Origin of the sequence: Mameliella sp. CS4, assembly GCF_019392335.1 — a bacterium.
Classification (GTDB): domain Bacteria; phylum Pseudomonadota; class Alphaproteobacteria; order Rhodobacterales; family Rhodobacteraceae; genus Antarctobacter.
Genome location: NZ_JAHXRQ010000016.1, coordinates 1 through 17643, shown reverse-complemented (window position 1 = coordinate 17643; position 17643 = coordinate 1). Strand labels below are relative to the sequence as shown.

17 protein-coding genes are annotated in these 17643 nt (G+C 64.9%); 15 read left to right on the top strand and 2 right to left on the bottom strand.

Annotation, left to right across the window (positions count from 1 at the left end):
• Positions 1-1370 precede the first annotated feature (1370 nt).
• Positions 1371-2519: an FAD-dependent monooxygenase gene (locus KZZ07_RS17740; protein WP_219516175.1), complete on the bottom strand. Its 1149-nt coding sequence runs from the start codon at positions 2517-2519 to the stop codon at positions 1371-1373.
• Between the two features lie 237 nt (positions 2520-2756).
• Here KZZ07_RS17740 and KZZ07_RS17735 point away from each other — a divergent pair, with 237 nt between their 5' ends.
• The 15 genes from KZZ07_RS17735 to KZZ07_RS17665 all read left to right on the top strand — a co-directional run bounded on the left by KZZ07_RS17735 (position 2757) and on the right by KZZ07_RS17665 (position 16330).
• Positions 2757-3068 carry a recombinase-like helix-turn-helix domain-containing protein gene (locus KZZ07_RS17735; protein WP_219516174.1) on the top strand — a complete coding sequence of 104 codons (312 nt, stop codon included), beginning with the start codon at positions 2757-2759 and terminating at the stop codon, positions 3066-3068.
• A complete protein-coding gene (locus KZZ07_RS17730) occupies positions 3058-3828 on the top strand; it encodes an ABC transporter ATP-binding protein (RefSeq protein WP_219516173.1) in 771 nt (256 codons plus the stop codon). Before KZZ07_RS17735 ends, KZZ07_RS17730 begins: the two co-directional genes overlap by 11 nt.
• Positions 3829-3847: 19 nt before the next feature.
• Entirely contained in the window at positions 3848-4822 is a 975-nt protein-coding gene (locus tag KZZ07_RS17725) for an ABC transporter substrate-binding protein (RefSeq protein ID WP_219516172.1), read from the top strand.
• Between the two features lie 89 nt (positions 4823-4911).
• The gene (locus KZZ07_RS17720; RefSeq protein WP_219516171.1) at positions 4912-5679 is read left to right on the top strand and encodes an ABC transporter permease; all 768 of its coding nucleotides are present in this window, start codon (positions 4912-4914) and stop codon (positions 5677-5679) included.
• A gap of 31 nt (positions 5680-5710) precedes the next feature.
• Entirely contained in the window at positions 5711-6757 is a 1047-nt protein-coding gene (locus KZZ07_RS17715; RefSeq protein WP_219516170.1) for a Rieske 2Fe-2S domain-containing protein, read from the top strand.
• A complete protein-coding gene (locus KZZ07_RS17710) occupies positions 6757-7497 on the top strand; it encodes an SDR family oxidoreductase (RefSeq protein WP_219516168.1) in 741 nt (246 codons plus the stop codon). The genes KZZ07_RS17715 and KZZ07_RS17710 overlap by 1 nt, the downstream gene beginning before the upstream one ends.
• Positions 7494-8306, top strand: a complete 813-nt coding sequence (locus KZZ07_RS17705; protein ID WP_219516166.1) for an alpha/beta fold hydrolase — start codon at positions 7494-7496, stop codon at positions 8304-8306. The genes KZZ07_RS17710 and KZZ07_RS17705 overlap by 4 nt, the downstream gene beginning before the upstream one ends.
• A gap of 26 nt (positions 8307-8332) precedes the next feature.
• Complete coding sequence (locus tag KZZ07_RS17700) at positions 8333-9268, top strand: VOC family protein (RefSeq protein ID WP_219516164.1); 936 nt, start codon at positions 8333-8335, stop codon at positions 9266-9268.
• Positions 9265-10053 carry an SDR family oxidoreductase gene (locus KZZ07_RS17695; protein ID WP_219516162.1) on the top strand — a complete coding sequence of 263 codons (789 nt, stop codon included), beginning with the start codon at positions 9265-9267 and terminating at the stop codon, positions 10051-10053. The genes KZZ07_RS17700 and KZZ07_RS17695 overlap by 4 nt, the downstream gene beginning before the upstream one ends.
• A gap of 10 nt (positions 10054-10063) precedes the next feature.
• Complete coding sequence (locus KZZ07_RS17690) at positions 10064-11740, top strand: thiamine pyrophosphate-binding protein (protein WP_219516160.1); 1677 nt, start codon at positions 10064-10066, stop codon at positions 11738-11740.
• 4 nt (positions 11741-11744) lie between these two features.
• Positions 11745-12539 carry an aspartate dehydrogenase gene (locus KZZ07_RS17685; RefSeq protein ID WP_219516159.1) on the top strand — a complete coding sequence of 265 codons (795 nt, stop codon included), beginning with the start codon at positions 11745-11747 and terminating at the stop codon, positions 12537-12539.
• Positions 12539-14038, top strand: coding sequence for an aldehyde dehydrogenase (locus KZZ07_RS17680; protein WP_255564430.1), 1500 nt, complete (start codon positions 12539-12541; stop codon positions 14036-14038). Before KZZ07_RS17685 ends, KZZ07_RS17680 begins: the two co-directional genes overlap by 1 nt.
• Complete coding sequence (locus KZZ07_RS17675; protein ID WP_219516158.1) at positions 14035-15267, top strand: FAD-dependent oxidoreductase; 1233 nt, start codon at positions 14035-14037, stop codon at positions 15265-15267. The genes KZZ07_RS17680 and KZZ07_RS17675 overlap by 4 nt, the downstream gene beginning before the upstream one ends.
• Positions 15264-15731 carry a flavodoxin domain-containing protein gene (locus KZZ07_RS17670; protein ID WP_219516157.1) on the top strand — a complete coding sequence of 156 codons (468 nt, stop codon included), beginning with the start codon at positions 15264-15266 and terminating at the stop codon, positions 15729-15731. The genes KZZ07_RS17675 and KZZ07_RS17670 overlap by 4 nt, the downstream gene beginning before the upstream one ends.
• On the top strand, positions 15731-16330 hold the full coding sequence (locus KZZ07_RS17665) for a pentapeptide repeat-containing protein (protein ID WP_219516156.1): 600 nt from the start codon (positions 15731-15733) through the stop codon (positions 16328-16330). The genes KZZ07_RS17670 and KZZ07_RS17665 overlap by 1 nt, the downstream gene beginning before the upstream one ends.
• A gap of 27 nt (positions 16331-16357) precedes the next feature.
• Here KZZ07_RS17665 and KZZ07_RS17660 read toward each other — a convergent pair whose 3' ends face one another.
• Positions 16358-17173: an IclR family transcriptional regulator gene (locus KZZ07_RS17660; RefSeq protein ID WP_219516155.1), complete on the bottom strand. Its 816-nt coding sequence runs from the start codon at positions 17171-17173 to the stop codon at positions 16358-16360.
• Positions 17174-17643 lie beyond the last annotated feature (470 nt).

The following is a 17643-nucleotide window of genomic DNA, read 5'->3' as shown; positions in this document are numbered from 1 at the left end:
AAGATCATTGGTGCAAGGCTTGCAAATGGAGCGTATTCGACCCAAAGGAGGCTTGCCAGCGGCGCCCTAGAGGTCATTGAAATTGCTGACAAGATTCTGTCAATTAAGTCACAGCGAGCGCTAACGAGAATGATTGTAAAGCAGATGGTCGACGCTTCGGTTTCGACCTGACTTAGGGTTCAGGCGATGGTGGCAGCAGCAACAATTGAGGATATCGAGACCGCTGAAATCTCACAATCCACGTCGTTCCTCTGCAGTAATCGCGATGGTTTGAAGAACCGCACGTCCCTGGCGGTTTCGGGTGCTGGCGTTCTGTTTTTGAAGCTGATGGCGACGGGCGATCAACGAGGCGCTGAACTAGCGCAGTCCGAACAACGGTCCTTCAACACGCAGATGGGATCGGGTAGGCGCCCAAGGGAATTCGTAAGGTGTTGATGAGAGAGCGGAAGTGAGACAAGCTATAATATTGGTCGCGAGTTTTGTCGTTGTGCTATTTTTTTTGGTTTACGCCATTATAGACGGGCTAATGTATCACTCGCGTGTTAGTGCCTACGCTGAGTTTTTTGGGGGCGTTGTCACGCGCTCCATTCAAGTCGATCGTCTGGGTGAGATGGGTTTGTCAGATACGCACGGCGCAGTCTTTCAACATTCTGATTATCCGCAGGATTGGCTTGACGCCTTTGAGAGGTTGTCGAGAAACCAATTGACTAGGAGGGATTTGGGTTGCAGCTTGGGTTTTGCGCTTTCTGAATTGGACTTGACGATAAACGACCCTGTCATTTCTGTCTTTATTTCTGATCGACCACTTCTTTATGTGGTGTTTTTTTACGGAGATGTTCCCCCGATAGAGTCAACGTTTGGCAACGATCTTAGTGAAAACTTGAATGCTGTCCCATACTATAGACCGCCAAAAAGAGGGGATCTAAGGCTGGATTCAAGGCACTCGAGCTTGGAGGAGGCCAGAGAGATCGTTTTCCAAGCGCATCGGCGGGGTATCACCTGGTCATCCAATAGGTGTCAGGGTTACTCGTATATTGTTTTTGAGGAAAAGAAGAATGGCTGGTTTCGGTAAGTGCCGCCGAGGCGTTCAAGTGAGTGACTAAGGTCCTCTTGGGGCGCCTTTGCTCTGAAAGCGGCTACCTTAGCAAAGCCCGCTCCTCGCGCATGGTCGATCTCGGAAGTGTCTGGTGTTGTGTTTGTAGCAAAAGTCAGCTTCATCCCGCCTCTCTGCCATTCGCGATGCAACAACTGCGTCCACGTCGGCTCGAAAGTCGCGGCTGTAGACTGGTCCCCGTCAGACCATTTGCCAGGATTGTCGCAACAGGGGCGCTGACATCAGCACCCCTGTTGATTTCGCGTCACGCCGCTCGTCACACCGGCGCCGGTTCTCCCAGCGGTGCGGTCCAGGCGTGGTAGCCATAGACCCAGTCTGCGTTCCCACCTTCCTTGAGCCATTCGTTCGCCAGCGAGCCGCGCTGGATCGCCGCCGTGCGGTCCCGGCGGGCGTCCTCGTAGGCCTTCAGCGCCTCGGGCACCGTTTCCGGCCCGTCGCAAAGCGCCCGGGCCAGAACGACCGCGTCTTCGATCGCCATGCAGGCGCCCTGGGCCATGAAGGGTACCATCGGGTGCGCCGCGTCGCCCAGAAGGGCGGCATGGCCCTGTGACCAGCGTGGCATCGGTTCGCGCACATGCAGGGCTGACCGCGTGACCTCGGTGCAGGCCGCCAGAAGGGCGCGGGCCTCGGGGTGGAAATCGGCGTAGGCGGCGCGCAGGTCGGCGATGTCGCCGGGCAGGGTCCAGCCTTCCTCGCTCCAGTCGGTTTGCGGCGTGGTGGCAAAGACAAAGATCTCCTCGCCGCCGGTCAGCGGGAAGGTGACGATCTGGCGTTCGGGATCCGGCCCCCACCACTTGGTGAAGCTGTCGAGGTTGGGCAGATCGGCCACAGCGCTGCGCGGGACAACGGCGCGCCAGGACACCAGCCCGGTAAAGCGCGGCGCATCCGGGCCGAACATCGCGGTGCGCAGGGCGGAATGAATGCCGTCACCACCGATCAGCACGTCCGCCGCGTGGCGGCTGCCGTCCTTCAGCAGCAGGGTGGCGCCCTCTGCGTCCTGCTCCAGCCCAGCGACCGGCGCGCCAAAGCGGATGGTGCCGGGGGCCAGCGCGTCCTGCAGCGCGCTCAACAGGTCCGCACGGTGGATGGTCAGCTGCGGCGCGCCGTATTTTTCCTCTGCCGCCGCGCTCATCGGCAGGCGCGAGGTCTCGCGGCCATCGTCCCACATCCGGCTGATGCGGAACTCCGGACGGGCGGCGGTTTGGCGCAGCCGCTCTCCGATTCCCGCGCCCAGCCCGTCCAGCGCATGAACGGCATTCGGCGTCAGGTTCACGTCCGCACCGATTCGCCCAAAGGCCGATGTCTGCTCGTAGATCGCGACCTCGTGGCCCTGCGACTGCAGCGCGATGGCCGCCGCCATTCCGCCTACACCCCCGCCGGCAATGGCAATTTTCAAGGCATTCATAAGGTGTCTCCCCTCTCCGCAAGTGTTCATAAAATAACATCTTGTTCAGATTTAATCAGTGCCTGAGCTTCAGGCCTCTGTCAATGCGGGCCACTCAGCGGACAGTGCCGGACGAAAATTCGTTGACAGAAGGAGGCGTGGTCAGGCAGTCTATATTTGAACAAGACGTTTATATTTGAACACATCGCAAAGACGCGACGCGAAGACAAAACCACGATGGATAAGGGAGACCGGCACATGAGTGGACATGACGCTTTCAAGGACAGGCTCACGGAGCGCGCACAGGACACCAGCCGCCCGGCATTGGCGAACCAGTGCCGCGGGCGTGACCTGGAACCGGCGGAAATGGCTCTGGCCGAGGCCCTGATGAAAATCTACGGCACCGGTGAGCACGACTTCGCCAAGGTCGCCGCGGCGCTTGCCGAGCAGGGGGTGACGGCCCCCAAGTCGGGGCGCACCGACTGGACCGAGGCGCTGCTGGGCGAAGAGCTGAAAGCGATCAACGCCGATCTGGACGCAGCATACGAGGCGCAGGGTTATGGCGCTTGAGTTCCGGTCCGTCAGCAAACGCTTCCCGACCAACGCCGGCGAGGAACTGACCGCCGTCCAGGACGTGAACTTTCGCGTCGAAGAGGGTGAATTCGTCTCGGCCGTCGGTCCATCGGGGTGCGGCAAGTCCACCATCCTGTCGATGACCGCCGGCCTCTACCAGCCCACCGAGGGCGAGGTGCTGGTCAGCGACGAGCCTGTCACCGGTCCCAACACGCATGTCGGCTTCATGCTGCAGAAGGACCTGCTGCTGCCCTGGCGCAATATCATCTCGAACATCGAATTCGGGCTGGAATCGCGCGGCGTCGGCAAGGACGCGCGCCGCGAGCGCGCCATGAAAGAGCTCAAGCACTGCCACCTCGAAGGTTTTGACCAGCAATATCCCTATCAACTGTCGGGCGGCATGCGGCAGCGCGCGGCGCTGGCCCGCACCCTCGCCATCGACCCCGAGATCATCCTGCTGGACGAGCCGTTTTCGGCGCTCGACGCGCAGACCAAGCTGCTGTTGCAGAACTCCTTTGCCAAGACCATTGCGGAGGCGGGCAAGACCACGCTGCTGATCACCCATGACCTGGCCGAAGCGGTGCTGATGTCGGATCGTATCCTGGTCCTCAGCGAACGTCCCGGCACGGTGATCGCCGATATCAAGGTGGATCTGCCGCACCGCGACGAACCGATCAAGCGGCGCACGCTGCCCGAAGTGGCCGACTATGCCGCGCAGCTCTTCAAACTACTGAAGCTCGAAGAAAAAGCAGCCTGACTGCAGGGAGTCAAAAGACATGAAACACACCTTCATCAACACGATCGCCGCCGCCGCATTGGCCGTTTCGGCCACCTTCGCAAGCGCGGCAGAGCAGGTGACCTACCTGTTCCCGGCGCCGGATTTCCTGCCGGCCTTCGCGCCCTTCCAGCTTGCCAAGGGCAAGGGCTACTTCGAAGAGGCCGGTCTTGATGTGACCTTCCGGGTCGGCAAGGGCGGCGCCGACGTGGCAACGCAGGTTGCACTGGGCAATGCGGACCTCGGCGGCGGCATCGGCGATACCTCGATCATCGTGCGCGCCAACGGTTTGAACATTCGCGGCGTGGCGCTCTTGGGGGGGCGCGGCCTGACCCAACTGGCCTGGCGCGCGGACAGCGGCATCGAGGGTCCGGCCGATCTCAAGGGCAAGTCCATCGGCGTGCTGTCTTTCCAGGACACCACCTATTACAACCTGCTGGGCGTTCTGGCGTCGGTCGGGCTGACCAAGAATGACGTCGACATCCAGGCCGTGGGCCCGGGTGGCATCATCCAGCTGTCGATCGCCGGCAACCTCGACGCCTTTTCCGGCGTGCCGGAATGGATCGCCGCCGTCGAAGGCGCGGGCGTCGAGATGAAGCAGATGCCGGTCGACGCCGTCTTTCCGGCAATGGCGCAGGCCATCATCGCCTCGGACAAGACCATCGCGGAACGCCCCGAGATGGTCAGCGGCTTTGTGAACGCGGTCCTGAAGGGCATTCGCGATATCCAGGAGGACCCCGAGCAGGCCGCCAAGGATTACGTCAGCTTTGTCCCGCAGCACAGCGGCAAGGAAAAGATGGTCGAGGGCGTGATGCGCGCCTACGCCGAGTTGATCTACCCCGAAGGCGAAAACCAGCCCCTGGGCACCTTCGACCCCGAGCGGATCAAGGCCGTCCAGACCTTCTATGTCGATCGCGGCATCGTGCGGACCGCCGTGCCGATCGAAGACCTCTACACCAATGAATTCGTGAAATGACCGACGCAACGCAAATCCAGGCCGGGGCAAAAGCCCCGGCCCAAGGGACCCGCCCGACCAAACCGAAAACCGCACCCGGGAGAGCCCGCATGGCGCAGCGCCACATGACCACGATCGTCAGCCTGACACTGCTCGCGCTTGTGCTGCTGGCCTGGGAAATCCTGCCGCCGGCGCTGGAAGTGCCCCGCTTCATCATCCCGACGCTGAGCGACTGCCTGGTCGAGTTCCAGCGCATGTGGGCCTTCGAGGGGCTCTGGGCGCATATCGTTTCCACCGCTCTCTATACCGTGCTGGGTTTTGCCATCGGCAGCCTGCTGGGCGCGGTCCTGGGCTACCTTCTGGGCATGTCGGCCTTTTGGGAAAAGGTGCTGTCGCCCTACATCCTGGCGCTGCAGATCGCGCCGAAGGTCGCCTTTGCCCCGCTCTTCATCATGTGGTTCGGCTACAACTCGATCCCCAAGCTGCTGGTGACGGTGCTGATCGTCTTCTTTCCGGTCCTCGTCAACGTGCTGCAGGCCATGCGCACCGTCGACCGCGACCTGATCAACCTGGCCCGTGCCTACAACCTGTCGCGCTTCGGCATCTTCTGGAAGATCGAGATGCCCTCGACCGTGCCGAACCTGATGGCCGGCCTGCGCATCGCCTCCACCCTGGCCGTGATCGGCGTGACCGTGGGCGAACTGGTGGGTGGTAACACCGGCCTCGGCTTCCTGATTTCCTACGGCGGCGGACAGGCGAATGCCGCGATGGTCTTTAACGCCATCATCCTGCTGACCGTGATCGGCTTCGTGCTCTACTCGGCCCTCGTGCGCATCGAAGAGCGTGTTCTCCACTACCTGCCCAAGGCCCACGGCTGAGCGGCGGACGCATTCCCAAGGGAGTAAGACAATGACTGCCATCGACAAGAAAGCCCTGATCGAAAAGCGCGTGAACGAAGGTCTGCGCGGCCAGTGGTACCCGGTCTGCAAGTCGGTCGAGGTGAAGGCCTCGCGCCCCTATGGCACCAAGTTGCTGGGCGACAAGATCGTCCTGTGGCGCGACGGTTCGGGCAAGCTGCGCTGTATCGAGGATTTCTGCCCGCACCGCGGCGCGCCGCTGTCCTACGGCGAGGTCCACGAGGGCCACGTCGCCTGCCGCTATCACGGCGTGGTCGTGGACGGCGACGGCGTCGTCGTCCAGGTGCCCGCGATGCCGGAATGCGCGCTTGAGGGCCGCAAGGCGGTCAAGTCTTTCCAGGTGACAGAGGCGAACGACGCGGTCTTCGTTTATGTCCCCTCCGTCGACCGTCCCGAGGCGCCCGAGCTGGTGATGCCCGACGTCATGAACGATGACGCATGGTCCGGCTTCCTCTGCACCTCGGTCTGGGAATCGAACTATCGCTACGCGCTGGATAACCTCGCCGACCCGATGCACGGCTGCTACCTGCATGCCGAAAGCTTTACCCTTGCCTACGGGTCCAAGCAGGACCTGATGAAGCTGGACAAGACCGACAATGGCTTTCGGATCGAACGCGTCGGCCAGACCGGCGAGAATTTCGACTGGACCGAGTTCGAGGTCTACCAGGGCGACATGTTCTGTTTCCTCGAAATCCCCTATCCGCCGGCGGCGGGGCCGGGCGGCGTGTTCCGCATCATCGGCTTTGTGACTCCGATGGACGAGCATACCACCAAGGTCTTTTTCTGGCGTATGCGCGAGGTCGAGGGGATGGCGCGTGAAAGCTGGCGCTTCCTCTATCGCGCAAAGATGGAAAAGACCCATTGGGACGTTCTGGAACAGGACCGGGTGATGTTGGAAGGCATGCCCGACGACGCCCGCAAGCGCGAGATGCTGTACCAGCATGACCTTGGCGTCAGCCGCATCCGCCAGATCCTGACCCGCGCCGCCAAGGCCCAGGTCGAGGCGGAGCTCAAGCAGGACAGCGTGGCGGCAGAGTGATGATGCTGCAAGGACGTCATATCCTGCTGACCGGCGCGGCGCGGGGTCTGGGGGCGGAAATCGCCCGCTGCCTCGCGGGCCACGGCGCGGAGCTGATCCTGGCGGACATCGCCGAGGACGAGGGCCGCGCCACCGCCAAGGAGGTCGGCGCGCAGTTCCTGCCTGTCGACCTGGGCGATCCGGCCTCGATCACCGCGCTTGCGGGTTCGATGGCAGAGGCCACGGGCGGCAAGCTGCACGGGCTGGTCAACAACGGTGCCATCGCCACCGGCATCGGCGGCATCGGTTTCGAAGAGATCGAAATCGACAGCTGGGACCTGGTGCAGCGTGTGAACGTGCGCGGCACCTGGCTGATGACCCGCGCCGCCGCGCCGCTGCTGCGCGCGTCCGGGTCGGGCCGGGTGGTCAACGTCGCCTCGGATACCGCGCTCTGGGGCGCGCCCAACCTCATGTCCTACGTCGCCAGCAAGGGGGCGGTCATGTCGATGACCCGCTCGCTGGCGCGCGAACTGGGCAAGGACCGGGTGGGTGTCAGTGCCGTGGCGCCGGGCATCCTGACCACCGAGTCCACCGACTATGTCCCCGAGGCGCGCCACCGCCAGTATTCCGACGGCCGTGCCGTCCCCGGGCCGCAGGCGCCGGGAGAGATCACGGACGTGGTGGCCTTTTTGCTGAGCGAAGGGGCGCTGACGCTCACCGGGCAAGTGCTGCCCGTCAACAATGGGTATGTGTTCAAATGACCGGGTGGGAAAGAAACAGCGCCGCCGGGATCGAGTATTTCGAACGTACGGGCGAGGGCGAGCCACTGGTCCTGTTGCATGGCATCGGATCGCAGGCGGCTTCCTTTACGCCGCTCTTGGATCACATCGATGCGGGCCGCCGGGTGATCGCCTGGAACGCGCCGGGCTATGGCGGCTCCGCGCCGCTGGAGATCGACTGGCCGCTGGCCAGCGACTATGCGCGCGCGCTGGAAAGCTTTTGCGATGCGCTGGGACTGCGCCGGATCATGCTGGCGGGGCATTCGCTGGGCACGCTCATGGGCGCCGCCTTTGCCGCTGCACACCGCGACCGGGTCAGCCGCCTTGTCCTGGCATCGCCCGCTTTGGGCCACGGCGTTCCCCGTGGCGGAAACCTGAGTTCCGCCGCACAGGCAAGGATCGACGACCTTCAGCGCCTTGGCGCCGAGAAGTTTGCCGCCCTGCGCGCTGCCCGCTTGGTCCACGCGCCCGAGGACAACCCGGGCCTCGTCGCCCAGGTACAGGCGGCCATGTCGCAGGTTACGCTGCCCGGCTATGGCCAAGCCGCGCGGATGCTGGCCTCGGGCCGGCTGCTGGACGATGCCGAACGCCTGATGGTGCCGACCGACGTGATCGTCGGCGCCGAAGATGTGGTCACGCCGCCCGACGGCGCCCGCCGCGCCTTTGCCGCGCTGCATCGCGCCGCGCAAGGCCGCCTGACCATCGTGCCCGACTCGGGGCACGCGCTTTACCTGCAGGCCCCCGCGGCATTCGCCGCCGCGCTGGCCGTGCACACAGAGACAGCCGGCTGACAGGCCGCAACGAAGGAGGAACCCCGATGAGCGAGACCCAGATCCGCACCGGCAGTCTGCGCGGCATCATGATGCGCGGCCCGGGCCTGGCGGAAACGCTGCCCTTCTACGAGGACATGTGGGGCCTGAAACTGGCCCATAGCGACGACGGCACTGCGCTGTTGCGCGGCACCGGAACAGAGCCCTTTCTGTATGGCCTGACCGAGGGCGATGTCTTTGGCATCGAATACGTGCATTTCGCCATGCCCGACCGCGCGCAAACCGACGCCCTGCACGCGCAATGCGTGGCCAAGGGGGCAGAGGTGCTGAGTGCGCCTGCGGAGTTCGACGACTGGGCCGGCGGCTACGGGTTCGAGGTCCTCGACCCGGACATGCGCCGCCTGCGGTTTCGCGCCGAGGCGCGGCATCTGGCCGAGGAACCGGATTGGTCCAAGCCGAAAAAGGTCAGCCATGTGGTCCTGAACACACCGGACATGGAGGGCGTGCAGGCCTGGTACGAAGAGGTCCTTGGCTTTCGGACCTCGGACTATTCCGCCGACCAGATGGTTTTCCTGCGTTGCAACACCGATCACCATTCGATCGCGCTGGTCCGCGCACATTATGCCAGCGTCAATCACGTGGCCTTTGAGTTGCCGACCATCGACGAATTCATGCGCGCCATCGGCCGGATGAAGCAGAAGGGGCATGTGCCGACATGGGGGCCGGGCCGTCACGGACCGGGCAACAACCCCTTCGCCTATTTCGTCTCGCCCTCGGGCTTTGTGATCGAGTTCACCTCGGAACTGCAGCAGATCGACGAGACCACGCACGAGGCGCAGGTCTGGCCGCGCGACAATCCCGAGCTGATGGACCGCTGGATGACCGCCGGTCCGCCGACACCGGCACAACGCGCGGTGATGCAGGGGCGGCCCGATCCGGGCTGGCCGGAGCTGGCGACACGTAACCGGGGGGCAGCGGAATGAATTTCGGATACGATGGATCGGTGGCGGTTGTCACCGGCGGGTCCTCGGGCATTGGCCTGGCCACCGTGCGGGTCCTGCTGGGGTCGGGCGCCAAGGTGGCGCTCTGCGCGCGCAACGCCTCCAGGCTGGAGGATGTGGCCAGCGTGCTGCGCCGCGACTTCGGTGAGGACCGGGTGTTGTCGCGTGCCTTTTCGGTGCTGGACGCGGAAGAGGTGAACGGCTTTGCCGATGAGGTGAAACAGACCTTTGGGCGCTGCGACCTCTTGGTGAACAACGCGGGCCAGGGGCGGCTGTCGAGTTTCGCCGAGACCAGTGATCAGGACTGGCGCGACGAATACGAGCTGAAGATCTTCAGCCAGGTGCTGCCTGTCCGGGCCTTTCTGCCGATGCTGCGCGAGGCGCAGGGGGCCATCGTCGCGGTGAACTCGCTGCTGGCCTACCAGCCAGAGCCGCACATGGTCTGCACCTCCTCGGCCCGCGCGGGCGTCCAGAACATGCTGAAATCGCTCAGCGTCGAAGTGGCCCCCGAGGTGCGGGTGAACTCGGTCCTCATGGGGCTGATCGAATCCGGCCAATGGACTCGCCGCTTTGCCGCGCGTGAGGACCAGAGCGTCAGCCGCGCCGATTGGTACGGCGCGCTGGCCGAAAAGAAAGGCATTCCGATGGGCCGTCTCGGCGACCCCGAAGAGGCCGCCAACGCGATTGCCTTCCTTGGCTCGCGCGCGGCCAGTTACATCACCGGCGCCCAGCTTGACGTTTCGGGCGGCCTGGCACGGCACATCTAGGGAGATGGGTATGAAACACGAACCGATTCAGCAGACCGAGACGGTCGGCGATTTTATTGCCCGTTACCTGGCGGACGTGGGCGTCACCACCATGTTCGGCGTCATCTCGATCCACAACATGCCGATCCTCGACGCGGTGGCGCGTCAGGGCCGTATCCGCTTTGTCCCCGCGCGGGGCGAGGCGGGCGCGATGAACATGGCCGATGCCTATGCCCGCGTTTCCGGGGGGCTTGGCGTCTGCCTGACCTCGACCGGAACCGCGGCGGGCAATGCCGCCGGCGCCCAGGCCGAGGCGCTGACCGCCGGCAGCCGTGTCTTGCACATCACCAGCCAGGTCGACCTGGCCTATGCCGACCGTGACCGCGCCGCGATCCACGATGTGCCGCGCCAGCCCGAGATGCTGCGCGGTGTCTCCAAGGCGGTGTTCCGCATGTGGGATGCCAATGGCGCTATCGGTGCGATGACGGCTGCCGTGTCTTCGGCGCTGTCGGCGCCCAGCGGTCCGGTGTCGCTGGAGATCCCGGTGGACGTGCAGCGCAGCCTTGCGGCGCCGCAGGGACCGCAATTCGCCCCGGTGCCGGTTATGCCTCGCGTGTCCGACGCGGTGATCGAGGAAATCGCCACGCACTTGAAGCAGGCCAAGCGCCCGCTGATCTGGCTGGGCGGCGGGGCGCGTGGCGCCGTGGCCGAGGCGGCGGAACTGATGCGGCGCGGTGTCGGGGTGGTGTCCTCGACCAACGGTCGTGGCGTGGTCTCCGAAGAAGAGCCGGGCACGCTGGGCGCCTTCAACATGGGGCCGGAGGCGGTTGAGCTGTACCAGAGCTGTGACCTGATGATCGTTATCGGCTCGCGCCTACGGGGGAACGAGACCCGCAACAACGAGATGCCTCTGCCCAAGCCGCTGATCCAGATCGACGCGGATGCCTCGCAGGGCGGGCGCAACTATCCGGTGGACCTCTTTGCGCATGGCGACGCGGCGGATACGCTGGCGCGGGTGCTGGCGCTTTTGCCTGCGAAACTCGACACAGACCCGAACCTGGGCTTTGACATCGCCAAGGCGCGCGCCAAGGCAGAAGGCGCGCTGCGCGACCGGCTGGGCCATTATTCCTCGGTGGCCGACACGCTCAGCGCCAAGGTCGTCGAAGGCGGCCATGCCTGGGTGCGTGACGTGACCATTTCCAACTCGACCTTCGGCAACCGCTATGTGCGGCTCAGCGCGCCGACGCAGGGCGTGCACGCGCTGGGCGGTGGCATCGGGCAGGGCGTCTCGATGGGGATCGGTGCGGCGCTGGCCTGTGGTGAAGGGCGCAAGGCGATCACCCTTCTGGGTGATGGCGGCACGATGCTGGGACTGGCCGAGGCGATCACCGCTGTCGATGAAAAGGCGCCGCTGGTCTATGTCCTGATGAACGACCAGGCCTATGGCGTGATCCAGAATATCCAGGATGCGCAATACGACAGCCGCCGACATTATTCCGCGCTGCGCGTGCCCGAGTTCGGGACCTTCTGCGCCTCCATCGGCCTGCCGCACCGCAAGGTCAGCGCGCTTGACGCGTTCGAGTCCGCGCTTGATGCGGCGCTGGCGGCCGAGGGGCCGCAGCTGATCGAGGTGGACATGATCGCCATCGGCCCCTTTGCCGAAGCTTTTGCAGGACCGCCCGCCGGTGCCGCGCAGAAAGAGGACTGAGGGCATGCGCCTTGGACTGATCGGCTTTGGCAACATCGGCGCCACGCTGCTGGACCTGATGCAAAAGGCCGGGCTTGCCCCGTCGCATCTGGCCGTGCTGGTGCGTCCGGGCCGCGAGGGCAGCGTGCCCGCGTCGGCCGGGGCGGTCGTGGTGACCAATGCCAAGGCCCTGCTGGCCGAGACCCCTGATCTGGTCGTGGAATGCGCCGGCCATGCGGCGGTGTCCGAACACGGGCCGGTGGTCCTGCGTGCGGGCGTGGACATGGTGCAGGTTTCGGTCGGCGCCATGTCGGATCCGACGCTGGAGGCGCAGTTGCGCGCGGCGGCGGAAGAGGGCGGGGCGCGGATCGTCCTGCCCGCTGGGGCCGTTGGCGGGCTGGATCTGCTATCGGCGCTTTCGGCAGCGGGGGACCTGCAGGTCACCTATCGCGGCATCAAGCCGCCCAAGGCCTGGGCCGGGACACCGGCAGAGGATGTGCTGGACCTGGACGGCCTGACCACGCGAGAGGTCTTCTTTCGCGGTTCGGCGCGCGAGGCGGCGCGGACCTTTCCCAAGAATGCCAATGTGGCCGCTGCCCTGGCGCTGGCGGGCGCGGGTTTCGAGGCGACCCGGGTGGAATTGATCGCGGACCCGGCAGCATCGGGCAACATGCATGCCTATGACGTCCGCTCCCCGGTGGCGAACTACTCGATGGAAATCGAAAACCTGCCCTCGGCGGGCAACGTGAAAACCAGCGTTTCGACGGTCTACTCGGTCCTGCGAGAGATCCGGAACCGCATGAACCCAGTGGTGATCTGATGAACATGATGGACACGACACTGCCGGACGGGCGGCTTTACCTTGGTGGCACATGGCGCGAGGGGCAGGGGGCCGAGATCACATCCGTCTTTCCGGCGGACGGCACGGTGAACCGCGTGCTGCGCGGGGCGTCGACCGCTGATGGTGAAGAAGCGATTGCGCTGGCCAAGGCGGCGCAGCCCGCCTGGGGCGCGCTGAAACCCTTTGAACGGGCGTGGGTTTTGTACCGCATCGCCGACGGGATCGAGGCAAATGCGGCGCGTATTTCGCGCATCCAATCGCGGGACACCGGCAAGACGCTGACCGAAACCGCCGCGCTGGCGGCATCTGCGGCGGGCACCTTCCGCTATTTCGCCGCCGTGGCCGAGACAATGGATGACGAGTTGACCGCGCAGAGGGGCAGCGCCATGACGCTTTCGGTGCATGAGCCGCTAGGCGTGGTCGCCGCGATCACGCCGTGGAACTCTCCCATCGCCTCGGATGCGCAAAAGGTCGCGCCGGCGCTGGCTGCGGGCAATGCGGTGATCCTGAAACCGGCGTCCTGGTCGCCGCTGACGGCGCTGGAACTGGCGCGGATTACCGATGAGGCCGGGCTGCCCAAGGGGCTGTTCTCGGTCCTGCCGGGATCGGGGCGCGAGATCGGCAACCTGTTGGTCGAACATCCCGACATCGCCAAGGTCAGCTTTACCGGCGGCACGTCGACGGGCCGGACCCTGGCGCGCAAGGCGGCGGAGAAACTGATCCCCGTCAGCCTGGAACTTGGCGGCAAGTCACCCACCATCGTCTTTGCCGATGCGGATATGGATCAGGCGATTGCGGGTATCCTGTTCGGGATATTCTCGTCCTCGGGACAAAGCTGCATCGCCGGGTCACGCCTCTTCGTGGAACGCTCCATCTACGATGGTTTCGTCAAGCGGCTGGTGGCCGCGACCCGCGCGCTGAAGGTGGGGCATCCCTTCGAGGCCGGAACGCAGGTGGCCCCGCTGATCCACAAGGACCACCGGGCCGAAGTGGCCGATCATGTGGCGCGTGCGCTGGACGAGGGGGCGGAATTGCTCTGCGGTGGTGCCGCGCCCGAGGGGGCCGAGTATGAGACAGGCAGCTACTACCTGCCCACAATCCTTGCCGGGGTCGACAACACGGCGCGTATCTGCCGCGAAGAGGTATTCGGCCCGGTGCTGGTCGTCATGCCCTTTGACGACGAGGCGGATGTGATCGCCATGTCCAATGACAACGACTATGGCCTCGCCTGCGGGATCTGGACGCGGGATTTCCCGCGCGCCTGGCGCATCGGCAGCGCAATAAAGGCGGGGACCGTCTGGCACAACACCTACAAGCAGTTCTCGATCTCGACGCCTTTCGGCGGTGACGGGGACAGCGGCGTCGGGCGCGAAAAGGGCCGGCAGGGCCTGCGCGCCTACATGACGCAAAAGAGTTTTTACACGGATCTGAGCGGTGCGCCCCATCCCTGGGCCGGTGCCGCGATGGAGGCGTCATGAGCGGCAAGATCGCCATCGTCGGCGCCGGGCCCTCGGGGTGCTACCTCGCGCAGGCGCTGCTGAAGAAGGCGCCTGACCTGCAGGTCGACCTGATCGACCAGTTGCCTGTGCCTTATGGGTTGGTCCGCTATGGCGTTGCCGCCGATCACCAGGGGACCAAGGGCGTCGCCCGCCAGTTTGCGCGGGTCTTTGAACGCCAGGGCGCGCGGTTCTTTGGAAACGTGTCGATCGGGCGGGACGTGACGCTGGAGGATCTGCGCGCGGCCTATGATGCCGTGGTTCTGGCGGCGGGCCTGTCATCGGACCGCAAACTGGGTGTGCCCGGCGACGACCTGCCGGGTGTCTTTGGCGCCGGTCGACTGACCCGCGCGCTCTTCGAGCATCCGGAAGCCGAGGACTTGCCCGACCTGGGCGCGCATCCTGTCATCGTGGGCAATGGCAACGTGGCCATCGACCTCTTGCGGCTGTTGGCCAAGGCACCCGAGGAGCTGGATGGCTCTGACCTGGGTGAGGGGCCGAGCCGCTGGCTGGCCCAGAGCGGGATCGAGACGATCACCATCACCGGACGTTCGCCCGCAGTACGGGCCAAGTTCGACGCTGTTATGGTCAAGGAACTGGCCAAGCTCTCCGATGTGCGGATCGAGGTGGTCGACGCCGGTGAAAGCGACGAGCCGGCGGAGGTGAAAACAGTAGAGGCGCTGTCGGCGATCCACGGGCACTGGACCGGGGCGAGGCTGATCACCTTCCGGTTTGGCCTGACACCGAAAGCGATCGAGGGGGAAGGCCGGGCACAAACCGTTCGTTTCGACACGGAGACGGGCGAAGAGCTCATCCCCTGCACATCCGTCCTGACCGCCATCGGGTTCGAGGCGGCACCGGGCCTGCCGCGCGATGCGCTGATCTCGGGCGCCACGGATGCCGAAGCGGGGCGGCTGGCGCCCGGGTTGTTCGCCGCCGGATGGTTCCGGCGCGGCCCGCGCGGCACGATCCCGGAAAACCGCGCCGACGCACAGGCGCTGGCTGCGGTCATTCTCGACGACCTCTCCGCCGATCCCGCACGGGTGGGCGGCGCGGTGTTCGACGGGCTTGACCAGGTGGTGGACTATTCCGGCTGGTGCCGGATCGACGCCGCCGAAACAGAGGCCGCGCCCGAGGGGCGCTGCCGGAGCAAACTCGCCACCCGGGAGACAATGCTCGGGGTTGCAGGAGCAAGGGAGACGACGAAATGAAGATCACCATCCTTTACGGTACCGAAACCGGCAACGCAGAAATGCTGGCCGAGGATATCCAGTCCGAGATCGAGGCAGACCACGAGGTCGACCTCTCGAACCTAGAGGATTTCGCGCCCGGCGACTTCGACCCGGAATGCTTTTACCTGCTGGTCTGTTCGACATACGGTGACGGCGACCTGCCGGCCTCGGCGCAGCCCTTTGCCGATGCGATGGAAGCGGACAAGCCCGACCTCTCTGCGATCCATTTCGCGATTTTCGGTCTGGGCGACAGCGAATACGACGAGACCTTCAACCACGGTCCCAAGAAACTGGCGGAACTGATGATCGCGCATGGGGCTCAGCAGGTGGGCGAACGTGTGGCGCATGATGCCTCGGGCAGCGACATGGCCGAGGACCTCGCCTTTCCCTGGGCCGAGGCGGTCATCGCCGATGTGTCGGAAAAGCTGGGCGAGGCGGCCTGATGACCCCCGCGGAGCTGCGCGAAAGGCTCGCCGCCCCCTGGCGCCACGGCGAACACGCCGACCTGCGTGGCGTGACCTGCGAGGGGCGGCTGGATCTCTCGGGGCTAGAGGTCGCGGGCTTCGACCTTACCGGTGCCAGGTTCCCTGACGGGATCGATGCGCAGGGCGCGCGCTTCCTTGGGCTCAGCTGGCTGCGCGAGGTGCGCTTTGGCGGGTTGGCCGATTTCAGCGGCGCTGTTTTCCTGAATGACGCCCGTTTCGAAGGGGCGCGGTTCGACCGAGAGGCGCGCTTCTCGGGGGCCGAGTTCCGGGGGATCGGCCGCTTTGATGGCGCGCGCTTTGAGGCCGGGACGGATTTCTCAGGTGCTGTTGGCTATGGCAACTGCTCATTGGCGCAGGTCTCCATGCAAGGCCCGGCCAGCTTTCGCGACAGCGAGTGGCTGGGCGGCTTGTGGTGCCAGGACGCGGCGCTGCCCGCCGACACCGACCTGACCGAGACCCAGGTGCATGGTCGTCTCTGGCTGCGCGGGGCGCGGCAGGGCAACGGGGCGCTGAAACCGGGTGCCTTCGGCATGTCCTTTGGCTATAGCTATACCTGAGATCGGGGGCGCGTTGCCGACGCGCCCCTAGATCTGTTCCGAGGCCCAGCCACGATAGCCGAGCGCCTCTGAAATCTCCCGGGCGGCGGCCTTCAGGTCCGCTTCGATCTGGGCGACCTGCGGGCTGTCCGGGGCAAAGGCGCTGACGTGACCCGTCACGTTGATGGCCGCGATGGCGCGCCCCTGGTGATCGTAGACGGCCACCGCGGCCGACCCGATTTCGCGTTCGAAGTTCGCCACGCTCCACGACATGCCACGCGCCCGGTCCTCGGCCAGCTGGTTTTCGAGTTCTTCCAGGCTGGTGCGGGTCTTGTTCGTGTAGGCCTCCAGCGGGTGCGCGCTGTACAGCGCCCGCAGATCCGCCGAGGACAGTTCCGCCAGCAGGATGCGCCCGATCGTGGTGGCATGTGCGGGCAGGTGGGTGCCCTCGCGCACGGTGCTGGCCAGGTGCGAATTCGGGGTTTCGCGCGCCAGGTAGATGATCTCATGCCCTTCGCGAATCCCCAGATGCGCCGACAGGCTAAGGCGGTCGACCAGCTTGGCCAGGATCGGGCGGGCCGTGGGGATCAGGCCGCGTTCGTTCAGCGCCTCTGTCGCAAGGGCGATCAGGCCGGTCCCCAGCCGATAGCCGCCGTCGTCCGGCAGGGTCTCGATGATCCGCTCTGCTTCGAGGGTGGCCAGCAGGCGGATCAGTGTGGTTCGGTTGATCCCGATGTCCTTGGCCGTCTTGCTCATGTTGCGGCAACGATTGCCGGCTGCGATGTGGCGCAGAACGGCAAGGGCCCGCACGACGGGCGGCACCGAATAATCGGGATGAGTTTTGGCGTCGATATCGTCCGGCATGCAAGTGTCCCAGGTCGGGTTGTCCATATTTGAACGCGTAGCGCAAAATATGAGCAGATGTCGACCGGTGAATTGGTCTGAGACCTGCCCGTGTGGAAGGTGCGCCCACCGCTCTTGCCATCGGGGCCGGGCAATTTGGTCCGGATACTGGAGCGTACCGCAGGAGGATGTCGCAGAGGGCGGTGCGCGCCGGGACCCTTTGGGATCTTCGTTGAAGGCGCCTGAATCTCTGGTGGCGGCGGATTCGTCCTCGAGAGATGCTCGTGCTGGCTCGGAAAGGTGGGGCGGGGCGCAATGTCGGAGGCTGAAATCCGGTGTGAGTAGAGAATTTTTAACGTAACACACTGTCGTTAAACAGTTTTCAGGGGCTAATAGAAAAAATGCGCTTTTCTCCAAAAAACTGCTTGCGGGTTTTGTTGGGTAACCGTAAAAGCCCCTTCACCGGCGGCGCTGAGGCGCTGGTCGGCAAG

Coding starts and splice junctions, on each gene's coding strand:
- KZZ07_RS17665 (WP_219516156.1), top strand. CDS start 15,731: ATGACCCCCGCGGAGCTGCGCGAAAGGCTCGCCGCCCCCTGGCGCCAC.
- KZZ07_RS17740 (WP_219516175.1), bottom strand. CDS start 2,519: ATGAATGCCTTGAAAATTGCCATTGCCGGCGGGGGTGTAGGCGGAATG.
- KZZ07_RS17685 (WP_219516159.1), top strand. CDS start 11,745: ATGCGCCTTGGACTGATCGGCTTTGGCAACATCGGCGCCACGCTGCTG.
- KZZ07_RS17710 (WP_219516168.1), top strand. CDS start 6,757: ATGATGCTGCAAGGACGTCATATCCTGCTGACCGGCGCGGCGCGGGGT.
- KZZ07_RS17675 (WP_219516158.1), top strand. CDS start 14,035: ATGAGCGGCAAGATCGCCATCGTCGGCGCCGGGCCCTCGGGGTGCTAC.
- KZZ07_RS17735 (WP_219516174.1), top strand. CDS start 2,757: ATGAGTGGACATGACGCTTTCAAGGACAGGCTCACGGAGCGCGCACAG.
- KZZ07_RS17695 (WP_219516162.1), top strand. CDS start 9,265: ATGAATTTCGGATACGATGGATCGGTGGCGGTTGTCACCGGCGGGTCC.
- KZZ07_RS17725 (WP_219516172.1), top strand. CDS start 3,848: ATGAAACACACCTTCATCAACACGATCGCCGCCGCCGCATTGGCCGTT.
- KZZ07_RS17690 (WP_219516160.1), top strand. CDS start 10,064: ATGAAACACGAACCGATTCAGCAGACCGAGACGGTCGGCGATTTTATT.
- KZZ07_RS17660 (WP_219516155.1), bottom strand. CDS start 17,173: ATGCCGGACGATATCGACGCCAAAACTCATCCCGATTATTCGGTGCCG.
- KZZ07_RS17680 (WP_255564430.1), top strand. CDS start 12,539: ATGAACATGATGGACACGACACTGCCGGACGGGCGGCTTTACCTTGGT.
- KZZ07_RS17720 (WP_219516171.1), top strand. CDS start 4,912: ATGGCGCAGCGCCACATGACCACGATCGTCAGCCTGACACTGCTCGCG.
- KZZ07_RS17715 (WP_219516170.1), top strand. CDS start 5,711: ATGACTGCCATCGACAAGAAAGCCCTGATCGAAAAGCGCGTGAACGAA.
- KZZ07_RS17705 (WP_219516166.1), top strand. CDS start 7,494: ATGACCGGGTGGGAAAGAAACAGCGCCGCCGGGATCGAGTATTTCGAA.
- KZZ07_RS17700 (WP_219516164.1), top strand. CDS start 8,333: ATGAGCGAGACCCAGATCCGCACCGGCAGTCTGCGCGGCATCATGATG.
- KZZ07_RS17730 (WP_219516173.1), top strand. CDS start 3,058: ATGGCGCTTGAGTTCCGGTCCGTCAGCAAACGCTTCCCGACCAACGCC.
- KZZ07_RS17670 (WP_219516157.1), top strand. CDS start 15,264: ATGAAGATCACCATCCTTTACGGTACCGAAACCGGCAACGCAGAAATG.